A 14,795-nucleotide genomic window follows, 5' to 3' on the forward strand; every position below is an offset into this window, starting at 1 on the left:
TGAGCTTTCCTTCATCTCACCGGTCATGCCCGGCTATCCGGTGCCGTCGGTCCTGGCCACCGCGACCGTGACCTTGACCCCCTCGCCCACGGTGCCGGGGAAACCGTCCTCGACCCGCTCGTAGCGCACACCGGCGGCCAGGGTCTCACCCGCGAGGAACCCCTCGTGTGCGCGGGCCGCGGCCACGGCCTCCTCCGGCGCGTCCACGGTGAGGGTGATCCGGTCGGCGACGTCCAGCTCGGCCTCCCGCCGGGCCTGCTGCACCACCCGGACCAGGTCGCGGGCGAGCCCTTCGGCGGCCAGCTCGGGGGTCAGCTCGGTGTCCAGCAGTACCAGGCCGGAACCGCCGGGCAGTTCCGCGGCCGCGCCGGAGTCCTTGGCGACCAGCCTGCGCTCGTACTCGCCCTCGGCCAGCTCGATCCCGGCGGCGACCACGGCCCCCTCCGGCGAGGTGGTCCACTCCCCCGCCTTGACCGCCTTGATCACCTTCTGCACGTCCTTGCCCAGCCGCGGGCCCGCGGCGCGGGCGTTCACCGCGACCTCGAACCCGCCGTGCGCGGCGACATCGGTGGTCAGCTCGACCGCCTTGACGTTCACCTCCTCGGCGATGATGTCGGTGAACTCGCGCAGCAGCTCGGCATCCTCGGCGGCCACCAGCAGCCGGGACAGCGGCAGCCGTACCCGCAGCTTGTTCGCCTTGCGCAGGGACAGCGCCGAGGAGCACACCTGGCGCACCCGGTCCATGGCGGTGACCAGCTTGGGGTCGGCGGGCAGGCAGGTGCTGCCCGGCCAGTCGGTGAGGTGCACCGAACGGCCGCCGGTCAGGCCGCGCCACACCGCCTCGGTGGTCAGCGGCAGCAGCGGGGCCGCCGTGCGGCAGGTGAGCTCCAGCACGGTGTGCAGGGTGTCGATCGCGTCCTGCTCCCCGGCCCAGAACCGGTCCCTGGACCGGCGCACGTACCAGTTGGTCAGCACCTCGAGGAAGTCACGGACGCGTGCGCAGGCACCGGCGACGTCGTAGCTGTCCATGGCGTGCTGCACATCGGTCACCAGCTCGTGCGTCTTGGCCAGCACGTAGCGGTCGAGCACGTGACCGGAGTCCGTGCGGAAGCGGCCCTCCACACCCTCTGCGTTGGCGTACAACGCCAGGAAGTACCAGGAGTTCCACAGCGGCAGCACGGCCTGGCGGACGGCGTCCCGGATGCCCTTCTCGGTGACCACGAGGTTGCCGCCGCGCAGGATCGGGCTGGCCATCAGGTACCAGCGCATGGCGTCCGAGCCGTCCCGGTCGAACACCTCGGTCACGTCCGGGTAGTTGCGCAGCGACTTGGACATCTTCTGCCCGTCCGAGCCGAGCACGATGCCGTGCGAGACGCAGGTACGGAACGCCGGCCGGTCGAACAGCGCGGTGGCCAGCACGTGCAGGGTGTAGAACCAGCCGCGGGTCTGCCCGATGTACTCCACGATGAAGTCGCCGGGGTAGTGGTGCTCGAACCAGTCCGCGTTCGCGAACGGGTAGTGCACCTGGGCGAACGGCATCGACCCGGAGTCGAACCACACGTCCAGCACATCCGGCACCCGGCGCATGGTGGAGTTGCCGGTCGGGTCGTCCGGGTTGGGCCGGGTCAGCTCGTCGATGAACGGCCGGTGCAGGTCGTCCAGCCGGACGCCGAAGTCCCGCTCCAGCTCGTCCAGCGAGCCGTAGACATCGGTGCGCGGGTGCTCCGGGTCGTCCGAGACCCACACTGGGATCGGGGTACCCCAGTACCGGTTGCGGGAGATCGACCAGTCACGGGCGTTCTCCAGCCACTTGCCGAACTGCCCATCCTTGACGTGCTCGGGGTACCAGGTGATCTGCTGGTTCAGCTCGACCATCCGGTCCTTGAACTGGGTGACCGCGACGAACCATGAGGACACGGCCCGGTAGATCAGCGGGTTGCGGCAGCGCCAGCAGTGCGGATAGGGGTGCTCGTAGGTCTCGTGCCGCAGCAGCACCGCGCCCTGGCTGCCGGCCGAACCGGTGCCGTTCTTCAGGTCCTTGATGATGTTCGGGTTGGCCTCGAACACGTTCTGGCCCGCGTAGTCCGGCACCGAGGAGTCGAACCGGCCCTTGGCGTCCACCGGGGTGACCGGGGTGATCCCCGCCGCGTCGGTGACGACCTTGTCCTCCTCACCGTAGGCGGGCGCGATGTGCACGATGCCGGTGCCGTCCTCGGTGGTGACGTAGTCGGCGGCGAGGACCTGGTGCGCGTTCTCCTGGCCGGTGAAGTACGGGAACGGCGGGGCGTAGCGGGTGCCGAGCAGGTCGGTACCGCGGTAGCGGGCCAGTACCTCCGGCTCCTCGCCGAGCTCCCTGGCATAGGCGGCCACTCTGGCCTCGGCGAGCAGGAACCGCCTGCCGCCAGCCTCGACGAGCACGTACTCCACCTCGGGGTGCACGGCGGTGGCCAGGTTGGAGGGCACGGTCCACGGGGTGGTGGTCCAGATCAGCAGGTAGGCACCGTCGAGTTCGGAACCGTTGCCCTCGATCCGGTAGCCGATGGTGACCGCGGGGTCCTGCCTGCTCTGGTAGACGTCGTCGTCCATCCGCAGCTCGTGGTTGGACAGCGGGGTCTCGTCCCGCCAGCAGTAGGGCAGCACCCGGTAGCCCTCGTAGACGAGGCCCTTGTCCCACAGCTGCTTGAACGCCCAGAGCACCGACTCCATGAAGGTGACGTTGAGCGTCTTGTAGTCGTTGTCGAAGTCCACCCAGCGGGCCTGGCGGGTGACGTACTCCTGCCACTCGGCGGTGTAGCGCAGCACCGACTCCCGGCATGCCTGGTTGAACGCGGCGATGCCCATCTCGTCGATCTGTGCCTTGTCGGTGATGCCGAGCTGCCGCTCTGCCTCCAGCTCGGCCGGAAGGCCATGGGTGTCCCAGCCGAACCTGCGCTCCACCCGCTTGCCGCGCATGGTCTGGTAGCGCGGCACGATGTCCTTGACGTACCCGGTGAGCAGGTGGCCGTAGTGCGGCAGGCCGTTGGCGAACGGTGGGCCGTCGTAGAAGACGTACTCGTTCGAGCCGTCGGTGCCGGGCTCGCGCGCCTCGACGGTGGCAATGAAGGTGCGATCGGTCTCCCAGTAGGCCAGCACGTCCCGTTCCAGTGCCGGGAAGGACGGCTGGGACGGGACCTGGCCTGCGGGCTGGTCGCCGAGTCGGCCCTTGGGGTACATCCGGTGCGCTCCTCGCGGTTCGTCTCTCCTGCTGCCACCGGTTGCCCGGAGGCGGCCGGGGACGAAGACGCCGCCGCCGTGGCGGACGTTCCGCGGTACCACCCCGCTTGCCCGCGCCAGGCGCGCGGGCCACTTCATTTCGGCGGCTGTCACGGGCCGCACCCGTCCGGTTCTACTGAGGCCGCACCGGCCCGTTCTTCCGGAGGCTCCCCGGTGATGGCCGGATCAACGCCGTGTTGTGTCCAGCGTAACGACCCGTGCCAACCCCTTTACCGCAGGGGCAGCCCGGAGGTCAGTCGAACTCGCCCGCCTTCACACCCTGGATGAAGGCGTGCCACTCGGCGGGGGTGAAGTAATGCGCGGGGCGGGTGCGGTCCTTGGTATCCCGGACGTACCGGCCACCCTCGGGTGCCTCGGCCACCTCCACGCACTGGCCGCCGTTGCCACCGCTGAAACTCGATGTCCGCCAGACGAGCTGGCCCGGGTCGGAGGGCATGGCTCCGCGCCCCTTTCCACATGTGCTCACAGTTCCTGCCGGACATTATCCAGCAGGCGCAGCGAGTCGGCGGGCGGCAGTGCCGCGGCGGAGAGCGCATTGAAGGTGATCTCGTAGACCTTCAGTTCCTGCGGCCGGTCCCGGTCCAGGTAGGAGGCGCCGGTGAGGTGCTCGAGGTAGGCGATATCCGCGCCGTCGTCGTCCGGGAACCGCAGCAGGCTGAAGTTGAAGCCGGTCGAGGGGTGCGCCCCGGCGGCGAACGGCACCACCTGGATGGTGATATGCGGCTGCCCGCCCAGCTCGGCCAGGTACTCCAGCTGCGCGGTCATCACCCCGCGCCCGCCGACCATCCTGCGCACGGCGCCCTCGCTCATCACAGCCCAGACCCGGATCGGCTCGTCCCCGGTGATCAGCCGCTGCCGGGCCTCGCGCGCGGCCAGCACCCGGTCGATCTCCTCCGGCCGGTGCAGCGGGGTGGCCTCGATCAGCGCGCGGGCGTAGTCACGGGTCTGCAACAGCCCGGTGACCAGCTCGCTGTCGTAGGCCCGGATCTCCGAGGCGACTTCCTCCAGGTTCACGAACTTGCGGAACCAGTCCGGGATCGCCGAGCCGTAGGTGGTACGCGGGCGGCGTTGCCGGGCCAGCCTGGCCAGTTCCTCCACCCTGCCGCGCTCGTCCTTGCCCACCCCGTACAGGTCCAGCAGTTCGCGCAGCTCGATCGGCCGCACGCCGACGTCACCGTGCTCGATCCGGCTGATCTTGGACAGCGAGCACTCCAGCGCGGCCGCCGCGTCCTCCCTGGTCTTACCGGCCTGCTGGCGCAGGTCGGCCAGCGCGAGGCCGAGCTGCCGCTTGCGCACGGTGGGGCTGCTGCTGCCCACGCGGCCACCTCCTGTTCTCGGGTGTGCATTCTGCACCACCGGCTACCGATGCCGTCGACATGACACTCCGCTTGTAACTCTGCATGTGCAGTGTTACGTTATCACTGCGTGGGGTGGTCAAATGTTGACACTCCGCGTACCCGTCCCGGCCGCTCACAGTTCCTGGCCGGGGCGGGTTCCATCACCAATCGCCGTAAGGACCGGGCCATGAACAGGACCCCGCGGAGCAGCAGGCCGGACCGGGCCGCTTACCCGGCGCGCCGAGTCCACTGCCAGGACGAGAGAGGCCGGCACGGGGTGCTGACCGTCACCGTGATCGGTGGCCAGGTCGTCCTGATCGGGCCGGGAGACGTCGCGACCGTGCTGAGGCCGTTGCAGGCAGGCCGGTTACGCGCGGCGCTACGGGACGTGGTCACCGGGGGTGCGTCATGAACGAGGAACGCAGGCGGTTCGTCGTGCTGCTGCGCGCGGTCGGCTGGCAGCTGCACGACGTGGCCTTCGCGACCATGCGCGGGAACTGCCCGCAGCAGGCGCGGGACGAGTTGGCGGACGCGTTGTCCGACCTGATCCCGCTCCTACGTCAGGACCCACCAACGGTGATCGACCAGGACCACTTACAGCGGTAGGTCAGGTGGTGGACTGCCGGTGGGCGGCGGCGAGGGTGGCGTCGGGGGTGCAGCGGGCGCAGGGGGTGAAGCCGAGTTCGCGGGCCTCGGCGAGCTCGATCGGGATGGTGTCCCGTTCGCCCAGCCAGCCGCAGCCGGGCAGGTGGTAACGCGGGTGCTCGTCGACCACCACGACCTCGACGTCGAGTTCGGCGACCACGAGGGCGTCCGCGGCGTCGGTCTCCTCGACCCCGGGTTCGGGGTCCTCGGGATCCTTGGCGGCGGCCTTCGGTTCCTCGGTTTCGGCGGCATCCGCGACGTCGACGGTGTCGGTGCCGTCGGCGACGCCACCACCGGACAGCTCACCGGCGGCGGGCAGCAGGGCGGTCTGTTCCGGTTGCTCGTCGGCTGCGGTTTCGGTGGGTTCGGTGGTCTCGGCGGGTTCCTCGGAGCCCGCGGAATCCTCGGCGGGCCGCTGTGCCTTCGACCCCTTCGACCGCCTGCGCAGCGCCTCGACCAGCAACACGACCCCGGCGCACACGGACACGCCGACGGAGACCCATGCCCAGAGCGATTCGGCGGTGATGAGCGCCGTGACCAGCGCACCGAGGGCGGCCAGCACCAGGATCAGGACAACGTAGAGCACAGTGAATTACACCACGTAACGGGGAACGTAGTGCACCGGCATGGTTCCGGCGCTCCGCCATTGGAGTCGCCGGAACCGGCGAGGGACCACGGAAATGCGTTGGATCAGTACTTCAGCCCGGGCCGGGGCCGGTCGCTAGCCCGCCTCGGCCCGGGGTCCGAAGGAGTAGCCTTGGCCGCTACCACCCCCGGAGTTGCCGCTGCCGGACTGGTTGGAGTTGCCCGAGGCCGTGGACGGGGCCGCCGATGCGCGGTCGTCCAGCTCGCGCAGCTGCGACTCGAGGAAGCCACGCAGCCGGGTCCGGTACTCACGCTCTATCGTGCGCAGCTCCTCGATGCGCTTGTTCAGCGCACCCTTCTCGGTGTTCATGTTGTTCATGGTCTCGGTGTACTTGCGCTGTGCCTCGCGCTCCAGCGTGGTCGCCTTGTCGCGGGCCTGCCGCTCCAGAGTCTCCGCCCTGGTCCGCGCGTCGTTCAGCATGGTCTCGGCACGCGTGCGGGCCTCGTTGACCATCGAGTCGGACTTCGCCCGCGCGTCGGAGAGCAGCTGCTCGGACTTGGTACGCGCCTCGGCCAGCATGCCGTCCGACTCGGTCTTGGCCTCGGCGGTGAGCCGGTCGGCCATCTCCTGCGCGAGGCCGAGCACCTTCGCGGCCTGCACGTTCGGCTCGCCGTTGTCGCCCATCAGGCCGGCGTGCGCCTGCGTCTGCTCCATCGACGAGGGCGGCGGAACCGGGGCCAGCCTGCGCGAGGGCTCCTCGCGCATCGGCGGAGCCTGCTGCGGGGCGCCGCCGCCACCACCGCCGTTCGCCTTGGCGGTCTCCAGCTCACCACGGGTTGATTCCAACTCCGCATCCAGCTGTTCGACCTGCTGGCGCAGCTCGTTATTGTCCTCAATCAACCGGGCAAGCTCGGTCTCCACCAGGTCGAGGAAGGCATCCACCTCGTCCTCGTTATAGCCCCGCTTGCCGATGGGAGGCTTGCTGAACGCGACGTTATGCACGTCAGCAGGGGTCAACGACATCAGATCACCTCACGCACTCCATGGCCTGCCGGACATCCCCGGGTTCCCCGTTACCCGGGATATGCCAGTTGCATCAGTATGAACACAACCAACAGCAGCACCATAATCGATAAGTCCAGTCCGACGCCGCCAATCCGCACCATCGGGATGATCCGCCGAACCACGCGGACCGGCGGGTCCGTAACTGTGTAGATGGTCTCCAGCGTCACCGCAACCCCTCCGGCGGGACGCCACTCACGTGCGAACGCTCTCACGAGCTCCACCACGATCCGCGCCGTCAGCAGCAGCCAGAAGGCGAAGAGCAGGTAGTAGAAGACCAGCAGGACCGCATTCACGCCACTCACTCTGCCACAAGAGCCGTTCAGTACGTACGGTCGGAGTGGCGAAGGAACAGACCCCCCTCGGCGATCCGCCTGCGGTCCTCGGCCGTGACCTCGATGTCCGGGGGTGAGAGCAAGAACACCTTGTTCGTCACCTTGTCCATCGAACCGCGCAGCGCGAACGCGAGCCCGGCCGCGAAGTCCACCAGCCGCTTGGCGTCCGCGTTCTCCATCTCGGTCAGGTTCATGATCACCGGGGTGCCCTCACGGTAGGCCTCGCCGATCGCCCTCGCCTCGGCGTAGCTGGTGGGGTGCAGGGTGGTGATCCGGCTCAACGGGTCGCGGGCCGGCTGGCGGGCGGACTCCTGCACGGGGCGCAACCGGGCCACCGGCTCGGACTGCCGCTCCACGGCCAGCGCCCCCTGCACCGCGGGCTCCGGTGGCGGCGCGCTCCGCCCCCGCGGGCGCGGCGGCGGGTCGTAGTCGTACTCGTCGGCCGGGCGGTAACGGCCGTGTCCGCGCCGGGCCGGCGGCTCGTCATAGCCGCCGTAGGCACCGTGGTCGGCGTAGTCGTCGTCGGGGTAGGCGTGGCGGTAGTCGTCGGAGTACTCGTCGTGGTAACCGTCATACTCGTCGTCGGCCGGCACCATGCCGAAGTAGGCCTTCAGCTTCTGTAGCGCGCTCATGCCTGCTCCTCCGCCCTCGCCGGAAACGACCCACCCCTGACGCTGTGTCACGTTCGCCGACGCCGCTGGGTGACTCCCTAGGGCGAGGCTAGACCGCGGCCACCGAGCAATGCGGTTCCGACACGCACACACGTGGAGCCGTAAGCGACGGCGGTCTCCAGGTCGCCGCTCATGCCCACGGACAGCTCAGCGGCCTCGGGGTGCTCCGCGCGCAGCGCCTCCGCCGCCCCGGCGAGCCGGGCGAAGGCGGGCTCGGGATCGGTGTCCAAGGGGGCGACCGCCATCAGCCCGCGCAACCGCAGCTCACCCGATCGAGCTACCTGCGCGGCGAGCTGGTTAAGATCATCCAGTCGGCAGCCACCACGAGCGGGGTCGTCATCGAGGCTGGCCTGCAACAGGACGTCGAGCGGCCGATCCCGCTCCCCGGCGTCGCGGGCCAGCCGTGCTGCCTTGGCCAGCGCATCGGCCAGCCGGACCGAGTCCACCGACTGGACCTCGTCCGCCCATCTGGTCACCGAGCGGGCCTTGTTCCGCTGCAACCGCCCGACCATGTGCCAGCGCACCCCGGCATCGGGCCGCAGGCCGGTGAACTCCCTTACCTTGCCTGCCGCCTCCTGGTCCCGGTTCTCGGCGAGATCCGTCACACCGAGGTCGGCCAGCAGGGCGGCGTCGGTGGCGGGGAAGGTCTTGGTCACCGCGAGCAGCCGGACCTCGCCGGGCGAGCGGCCAACCGCCGCGCAGGCCTTGTCGATCCGGGCCCGCACCGCGGCCAGTGCCTCGGCCAGCTCGGCCTTTCGCGGGCCGGTCACGGCTCCACCCAGGTCACCGCGGCGAGCCTGCCGGTCGCGCCGTCCCGCCGGTAGCTGAACAGCGTTTTGTCCTCCACCGTGCAGCGCGGGTCCACCCCGATCCGGCCGATTCCGGCGTCGGCGAGCTGGCGCCACAGCCCGGAGCGCAGGTCCAGCGCGGCGGTTCCGGAGCGGCTGCGGCAGGAGCTGCCCGGCAGGTGCCGCTCCACGTCCTCGGCCATCTCGGCGGGCACCTCATAACAGTCGCCGCAGATCGCCGGCCCCAGCAGGGCCTCGGTGCGGTGCGGCTGCGCCCCCGCGGCGCGCATGGCCGCCAGCGCGGCGGGCAGCACGCCGACCCTGGCACCGACCCGCCCGGCGTGCACCGCGGCCACCACCCCGGCCTCCGGATCGCCGAGCAGCACCGGGACGCAATCGGCGACCAGCGCCACCACCGCCACCCCTGGCGTGGCCGTGACCAGCGCATCGGTGGCCTCTGCCGGTTCACCCGCCGTCCAGCCGGGGCCGCCGACCAGGGTCGCGGTCCGCCCGTGCACCTGTTCCATCCAGGCCAGCCGGTCCGGCCCGAGGCCGAGTTCGGTGGCAAGGCGCTTGCGGTTGGCCGCCACCGCGGCCGGATCGTCGCCGACGTGATCGCCGAGGTTGAAGGTGTCGTACGGCGCCAGGGAGGCACCGCCCGCCCTGGTCGTCACCACGCGACGAATGCGCAAGATTGGGAACCCTCCGCTCGGCCTACCGCTAGGTAATCGAGCCTATCGAACCTGTCTCGACGGCCTGGCCGGCCAGCGCGCTATCGCCGCATGAACGGGGGGACGTCCACCTCGTCATCGGAGGGATCGTCGGTGACCGGAACGGCCCGCCCCGGCAACCCGCCCTGGTTGCCCTGGCCACCCTGGCCACTGCGCGGGGCGGGGTAGCCACCGCGGCCGCCGCCGGGTTGCGGCAGCGAGCCGGACTGCGAGCCGTGCCCCGCGGGTGGCACCGGCTGCTGGCCGTGCTGGCCAGACTGACCGGACTGGCTGCCTGCCGCGGGGTACCCGTTGCCGGTCTGCGCGGCGGGCTGGGCGCCGTTGTGCTGCCCGGCCGGGGCGCCCGCGTTGCCGCCGACCTGCCCGGCCTCGGCGGTGGCGGTGGAGGACTGGCGGGAGCCGAACGCGGACGGGTCCAGCTTCTTGTGCGTGGGCGCGCCCGCGTCGAACCCGGCCGCGATCACCGTCACCCGGACCTCGTCGCCGAGCGAGTCGTCGATGATCGTGCCGAAGATGATGTTCGCCTCCGGGTGCGCGGACTCCTGCACCAGTGAAGCGGCCTCGTTGATCTCGAAAAGTCCCAGGTCGGAGCCGCCCGCGATGGACAGCAGCGCGCCATGCGCCCCGTCCATCGACGCCTCGAGCAGCGGGGAGTTGATCGCCTTCTCCGCTGCCTGCACGGCCCGGCCCTCACCACGCGCCGAGCCGATGCCCATCAGCGCGCTACCCGCGCCGGACATCACGCTCTTCACATCGGCGAAGTCCAGGTTGATCAGCCCGGGCGTGGTGATCAGGTCGGTGATGCCCTGCACACCGGAAAGCAGCACCTCGTCGGCCGAGCGGAACGCGTCCATCAGGCTGACCCCGATGTCACCGAGCTGCAGCAGCCGGTCATTCGGGATGACGATCAGGGTGTCGCACTCGTTGCGCAGCTGCTGGATGCCGTCCTCGGCCTGCTTGCCGCGCCGCTTGCCCTCGAAGGAGAACGGGCGGGTGACCACGCCGATGGTCAGCGCGCCGAGCTTGCGGGCGATCTGCGCGACGACCGGCGCGCCGCCGGTCCCCGTGCCGCCACCCTCGCCCGCGGTGACGAACACCATGTCGGCGCCCTTGAGTACCTCTTCGATCTCCTCGCGGTGGTCCTCGGCGGCACGCTGGCCCACCTCGGGGGCCGCGCCGGCACCGAGGCCGCGGGTCAGCTCGCGGCCGATGTCCAGCTTGACATCGGCATCGGACATCAGCAGGGCCTGCGCGTCGGTGTTCACCGCGATGAACTCGACGCCTTTGAGGCCGACCTCGATCATGCGATTCACGGCGTTCACGCCGCCGCCGCCGATACCGACGACCTTGATCACCGCGAGGTAGTTGTGCGGGGGCGTCATCGGATCCGCCTTCCTGCTTCCTGATCGTGGTTGCTCGTGCTGCTGGTTGGCGGTGACCGGATCGGCGAGCTGAGTCCCCGACAAACCCTCAACCTCAACTTGAGGCTTAGAGTTATGTCAACTACCAACGTCGTTCAGGACGGTAGGCATCAAAATGGCGCGAATCCAGCAGCCACGCCGCGTGTCACCAAATGTCTTTCCACGCAAGGCGTTTCCACCCGCTCCGGTGATCCTTTCCGGACGGTGGCGGTGATCACCCGTTCAGTTCGCCGAGCGGGTCGCCGGTATGGAACCGGGGCGCTCCCCTGCGGAGCAGCCCAAGGCCGCGCCACCGGATCAGCCAGGCGACCCGGAGCGGCTCCAGCGGCCTGCACAGCAGGATACGCAGCAGGAAGCGGTTGCGCGGGGAGCGACGCACCCCCCGTACGGTGACCCGCAGCGCCATGCCGCGGTCCCGGTGGTGCACCAGCACCGTGGTGTTGAGGAGCGAACCAGGGCGCGGGACATGCGCCCGGTACTCCAGGTCGAGGCCGAGGAAGGGCGAGACGTAGAACTCCTTGTCCACCTCGGCACTGCCGGCCTCATCCGGCCACAGCAGGTAGGCGTGCCGCCCGCCGTAGGTGTTGTGCACCTCGGCGACCACGCAGTGCGGCTCGCCATCCGGCCGGTGACACCAGTACAGGGTGATCGGGTTGAAGGTGTAGCCGAAGGTCCGCGCCTGCCCCAGCATCAGCACCCGGCCGCCTGCCAGGTCGACCCCGCGGGTGGCCAGCCAGTCGTCCAGCTTCTCCCTGATGCCGCGCGGATCATCCGCCGCGAAATGGTCGCTGGGGTCGAAGGAGGCCAGCGGCCGCAGCGGCAGGGGTAGCCTGGGCAGCTCGTCCAGATCCACCAGCCACAGGTACATCCGGCTGGCGAAGGTGGCGGGCGGGTCCGTGGCGCGCACGTGGCCCACGGTGGTCTCGTACACGCACGGCACGGTCACCAGTGCACTCCGAACGCGGCGGCGGCGCGCACCCCGGAGGCGCAGCCGTCCTCGTGGAAACCCCAGCCGTGATAGGCGCCCGCGTAGGCCACCACATCGTCGTTCAGTCCGGGCAGCCTGCGTTGCGCGGCAACCGACTCGGGCGTGTAGACCGGATGCTCGTACACCATCCTGGCCAGTATCGCCTCGGCAGGCGGCGGTGTGACCGGATTGAGGGACACCACATAGTCGATCGGCTCGTCCAGGCACATCAACCGGTTCATGTCGTAGCTGACCTGAACCCCGCCGTCCTCGGCACCGCACCCGGCAGCGGTGTAGTTCCACGAAGCCCGCCCGCTCGACCGCGCAGGCAGCGCCCCGGCGTCGGTGTGCAGCCAGACCTCGTTGCGCGAGTAGCGGAACGCGCCGAGCACCTCCCGCTCGGCGGCCCGAGGCGCAGGCAGCATCCGCAGCGCCTGATCCGGGTGGGTGGCGATGACCACCCGGTCCACCGTGCGCACCGTGTCCGCGTCGTCCCGCACCCGCACCCCCTCGGTGGTGCGCCGCACCTCCCGCACCGGGGTGGAGAGGTGCACGGCGGTGAGCTGTTTCACGGCACGCTCCACGTACTGCCGCGAACCGCCGACCACGGTGCGCCAGCGCGGCGAGCCGGAGACGGCGAGCATGCCGTGGTTGTCCAGGAACTCGAACAGATAGCGCGCCGGATAGCGCAGCGTGTTGCTCCGGTCGGCGGACCATACGGTGGACACCAGCGGGAGCATGAAGTGGTCGGCGAAATAGTCGGTATAGCCGCCATCGGCGAGGAAGCCACCGATGGTCGTGCCGTCCGAAACCGGTTCCGCGAGCAGGCGCCGCGCCTGCCGGTGGAACCGTTTCACCTGGCCGAGCATCCGCAGATACGCGCCGCTGCGCAGGTTCCTCGCCTGCGGGAACAGGCCGCGCAGGCCCTGGCCCCCTGCGTAGCGCAGGCCGCACCCGCGGCACCCGATGCTCATCGACATCTCGGTTTCCTGGGTGTGCACGCCGAGCTCGCCGAACAGCCGGAGCAGGAAGGGGTAGGTGCGCTCGTTGTGCACGATGAAGCCGGAGTCGACCCCGATCGTGCCGCCGCGGGCACTGGGTACGTCGTGCGTGTGCGCATGCCCACCGAGCCGGTCGTCCGCCTCGAACAGCAGCACCTCGTAACGGCGTTGCAGCAGGTAGGCCGCGGTCAGGCCGGCGATTCCGCCGCCGATGACGGCGACCCGTTCGGGATTGGTGTGCACGCCCGATATTCGGTGCCGGATGGGAACCGGATTGCCCGCGGGGCAGGAACTGTGACCGCACGCACAGCGTCCGTCCCGTTGCCTGTCCCTTCGCGTGTCCCGTGACCACCCCGATTCCGAACTCCGCACATATCCATCATCCGGGTTGCCGGAGTGGCCCGCTGCGGCGGAAAGTCTGCCGAATGCCGTGTCACCAGTGCGGTCGGTCACCACATTCACCCCAACACTGGCAAACGGGTGAAGGCGGCTGACCCAACTGGCGGGGCCCGGGCAAAGCCACCGAAAGCGCCGTGGCCGGACGGCTACGGTAGGTCGCCGGGACGGGCCTTGAATGCGCGGTATGGGGCTTGTTCAGTGGTTTCCGGCTCGGGGAACAGCCCTCACTGCCCGGTGAACCCGTCGGTCAGCTCGCGCAGCAGGTCGATGTGCCCGGCATGGCGGGCGGTCTCCTCGATCATGTGGATCAGCACCCAGCGCGGGTTGATCCGGCGGCCCCGGAACGGGAGCTCCGCGGCGAGGTCGAGCTTCGCCACGATCTCGTCACTGGCCGCGCACTGCCGCCGGTAGTCCTCGATCAGGGTGGACATCGGCTCGGTGAGGCCGGGCCGGAACTCCGCGTCCTTGTCCGCGCGCAGGGCCTCCTCCCAGCTGTCCGGCTGCCCGTCGAGCACCACCTCGAACCAGTAGTGCTCCACCCAGCGCAGGTGCGCCAGCAGGGTGGCGATCGTGGTCAGCTCGCTGGGCACCAGCTGCCTGCGTGCCTGCTCCTCGGTGAGCCCCGAGCACTTCCACACCACGGTGCCGCGCTGGTGGTTCAGGAAGTCGACGAGCTGGTCCCGCTCGCCCCCTGCGAGGTCCGGTTCGGGACGCATCGGCGCCTCGGTCATGGTGGGTTCCCCTCAGTGGAAGTCAGGAAATGGTGGGTAGTTCGGGGCTGGAAACGTCGTAGGTGGTGCCTTCCCTTGTCATCAGGGCCGCCAGCACCTTGGCCTTGCGTTCCGGCTGCTCGGCATCGCCCCAACGGATGATCTTGCCATCGGCCAGGGTGAGCTCCACGCTCGCCGGGCTGCCCGCCCGTACCGAGACCACCCGCTCGGCCAGTTGCCGCGGCAGCTGCCCGAGCACCGTGGTCACCGCCCTGGTGACCGGATCGTCCGGGGCCACCCTGGCCAGTTTCAGCTCGGGCAGGTCCGGCGGCGGCTCAGCCACCTTCCGGAACACCACCCCCTCGCCGTCGACGAGGCGGAGTTCCTCGCCGGTGTCGAAGAACCCGACCGCGGTCCGCTCGGTCACGGTGATCTCGATGGTGGCAGGCCAGGACCGGGACACGTCGACCTCGGCCACCCCTGGCAGCCGGAGTACCCTGCCGGCGATCTCGCCGGTGTCCAGCCGCAGCATCGCCCTGCTGTCCGGCACGTCCGCGGCCTGCCGCACCTGCTCCGCGGTGAGGTTGCCGGTGCCGTACACCTCCACCGCGCGCACCCCGAGCAGGGAGGTGAACAGCAGCACGTACCCCAGCCCGAGCACGGTGAGCACGGAAAGCACCGCGATCCAGCGCCTGCGCAGTGCCTTGCTCCGGCTGGGCCGGGTGCCGGTGCGCTCGCGGGCCTCGGCCGGCCTGCGGCCCCGGCTGCTGCGCACCCGTGCCCCGGCCGGGGCGCGGCGCGAGCGCACGCCGGGCCTGCGGCCGGCCGCCCGGTCCGCCGGTGTGCGCCGCCTGGTCCTGGCCATGGCG

At 70.2% G+C, this 14,795-nt stretch carries 16 protein-coding genes; 2 read left to right on the forward strand and 14 right to left on the reverse strand.

Annotation, left to right across the window (positions count from 1 at the left end):
* Positions 1-33: 33 nt before the first annotated feature.
* From ileS to KOI47_RS24280, 3 genes are all read right to left on the reverse strand, one after another.
* Positions 34-3,213, reverse strand: coding sequence for an isoleucine--tRNA ligase (ileS, locus tag KOI47_RS24270; protein WP_216207799.1), 3,180 nt, complete (start codon positions 3,211-3,213; stop codon positions 34-36).
* A gap of 292 nt (positions 3,214-3,505) precedes the next feature.
* Positions 3,506-3,709 carry a DUF397 domain-containing protein gene (locus tag KOI47_RS24275; protein ID WP_216207802.1) on the reverse strand — a complete coding sequence of 68 codons (204 nt, stop codon included), beginning with the start codon at positions 3,707-3,709 and terminating at the stop codon, positions 3,506-3,508.
* A gap of 26 nt (positions 3,710-3,735) precedes the next feature.
* Positions 3,736-4,590 carry a helix-turn-helix domain-containing protein gene (locus KOI47_RS24280; RefSeq protein WP_216207804.1) on the reverse strand — a complete coding sequence of 285 codons (855 nt, stop codon included), beginning with the start codon at positions 4,588-4,590 and terminating at the stop codon, positions 3,736-3,738.
* Positions 4,591-4,797: 207 nt separating this feature from the next.
* On the opposite strand from KOI47_RS24280, the gene KOI47_RS24285 reads away from it, so the two are divergent.
* Both KOI47_RS24285 and KOI47_RS24290 read left to right on the forward strand, forming a co-directional pair.
* On the forward strand, positions 4,798-5,022 hold the full coding sequence (locus KOI47_RS24285) for a hypothetical protein (RefSeq protein WP_216207807.1): 225 nt from the start codon (positions 4,798-4,800) through the stop codon (positions 5,020-5,022).
* Complete coding sequence (locus KOI47_RS24290; protein WP_216207810.1) at positions 5,019-5,216, forward strand: hypothetical protein; 198 nt, start codon at positions 5,019-5,021, stop codon at positions 5,214-5,216. The genes KOI47_RS24285 and KOI47_RS24290 overlap by 4 nt, the downstream gene beginning before the upstream one ends.
* A gap of 1 nt (position 5,217) precedes the next feature.
* Here the strand turns inward: KOI47_RS24290 and KOI47_RS24295 are convergent, their stop codons facing one another.
* The 11 genes from KOI47_RS24295 to KOI47_RS24345 all read right to left on the reverse strand — a co-directional run bounded on the left by KOI47_RS24295 (position 5,218) and on the right by KOI47_RS24345 (position 14,791).
* Positions 5,218-5,841 carry a hypothetical protein gene (locus tag KOI47_RS24295; RefSeq protein ID WP_216207813.1) on the reverse strand — a complete coding sequence of 208 codons (624 nt, stop codon included), beginning with the start codon at positions 5,839-5,841 and terminating at the stop codon, positions 5,218-5,220.
* Positions 5,842-5,976: 135 nt separating this feature from the next.
* Positions 5,977-6,864, reverse strand: a complete 888-nt coding sequence (wag31, locus tag KOI47_RS24300) for a DivIVA-like cell division protein Wag31 (RefSeq protein WP_216207815.1) — start codon at positions 6,862-6,864, stop codon at positions 5,977-5,979.
* 50 nt (positions 6,865-6,914) lie between these two features.
* On the reverse strand, positions 6,915-7,199 hold the full coding sequence (locus KOI47_RS24305; protein WP_216207818.1) for a YggT family protein: 285 nt from the start codon (positions 7,197-7,199) through the stop codon (positions 6,915-6,917).
* A 26-nt stretch (positions 7,200-7,225) separates the two neighbouring features.
* A complete protein-coding gene (locus KOI47_RS24310) occupies positions 7,226-7,870 on the reverse strand; it encodes a cell division protein SepF (RefSeq protein WP_216207821.1) in 645 nt (214 codons plus the stop codon).
* Between the two features lie 77 nt (positions 7,871-7,947).
* Complete coding sequence (locus tag KOI47_RS24315) at positions 7,948-8,679, reverse strand: YggS family pyridoxal phosphate-dependent enzyme (RefSeq protein WP_216207825.1); 732 nt, start codon at positions 8,677-8,679, stop codon at positions 7,948-7,950.
* Positions 8,676-9,389: a peptidoglycan editing factor PgeF gene (gene pgeF, locus KOI47_RS24320; protein WP_216207828.1), complete on the reverse strand. Its 714-nt coding sequence runs from the start codon at positions 9,387-9,389 to the stop codon at positions 8,676-8,678. The genes KOI47_RS24315 and pgeF overlap by 4 nt, the downstream gene beginning before the upstream one ends.
* A gap of 80 nt (positions 9,390-9,469) precedes the next feature.
* Positions 9,470-10,810 carry a cell division protein FtsZ gene (gene ftsZ, locus KOI47_RS24325; RefSeq protein ID WP_216217515.1) on the reverse strand — a complete coding sequence of 447 codons (1,341 nt, stop codon included), beginning with the start codon at positions 10,808-10,810 and terminating at the stop codon, positions 9,470-9,472.
* Between the two features lie 253 nt (positions 10,811-11,063).
* Entirely contained in the window at positions 11,064-11,795 is a 732-nt protein-coding gene (locus tag KOI47_RS24330; RefSeq protein ID WP_408629846.1) for a DUF1365 domain-containing protein, read from the reverse strand.
* The gene (locus KOI47_RS24335; protein ID WP_216217516.1) at positions 11,792-13,069 is read right to left on the reverse strand and encodes an NAD(P)/FAD-dependent oxidoreductase; all 1,278 of its coding nucleotides are present in this window, start codon (positions 13,067-13,069) and stop codon (positions 11,792-11,794) included. The genes KOI47_RS24330 and KOI47_RS24335 overlap by 4 nt, the downstream gene beginning before the upstream one ends.
* A 371-nt stretch (positions 13,070-13,440) precedes the next feature.
* Positions 13,441-13,947, reverse strand: a complete 507-nt coding sequence (locus KOI47_RS24340) for a DinB family protein (protein ID WP_216207832.1) — start codon at positions 13,945-13,947, stop codon at positions 13,441-13,443.
* Positions 13,948-13,969: 22 nt separating this feature from the next.
* On the reverse strand, positions 13,970-14,791 hold the full coding sequence (locus tag KOI47_RS24345; RefSeq protein WP_216207835.1) for a cell division protein FtsQ/DivIB: 822 nt from the start codon (positions 14,789-14,791) through the stop codon (positions 13,970-13,972).
* Positions 14,792-14,795: the final 4 nt, after the last annotated feature.

Origin of the sequence: Amycolatopsis aidingensis, assembly GCF_018885265.1 — a bacterium.
Taxonomy (GTDB): Bacteria; Actinomycetota; Actinomycetes; order Mycobacteriales; family Pseudonocardiaceae; genus Amycolatopsis; species Amycolatopsis aidingensis.